Here is a 243-nt window from a genome sequence, read left to right as displayed (position 1 = left end):
AGTACATTCAAGAACAACGGAAGTCCATGGACGAAATTGCCCTGGAACTAAACATTCCAAAGGGTACACTCAAAAACTGGATGATGACGTACCGCCAGTTCCCCGATGAACCGTTTGTGGGAAGCGGCAAGCTGCGTACGCAAGAGAAACAAATTTCAGAACTAGAGCAGAAGAATAAGGATCTGGAAGAGGAAATCGCCATCCTAAAAAAAGCGATGCACATCTTCAGCAAAGACCGGAGCT

General features: G+C 46.1%; 1 protein-coding gene. It reads left to right on the top strand.

What is annotated here, in order from left to right; translation table 11 throughout:
* Positions 1-243, top strand: a 243-nt coding sequence (locus tag HPT30_RS00205; protein ID WP_175369642.1) for a transposase, incomplete at both ends; no start/stop codon positions are given.

The organism is Paenibacillus agri, assembly GCF_013359945.1.
In the GTDB taxonomy this organism is placed as follows: domain Bacteria; phylum Bacillota; class Bacilli; order Paenibacillales; family Paenibacillaceae; genus Paenibacillus_AQ; species Paenibacillus_AQ agri.
The sequence above is the reverse complement of the archived record's forward strand: the minus strand, read 5'-3'. Positions and strand labels throughout refer to the sequence as shown.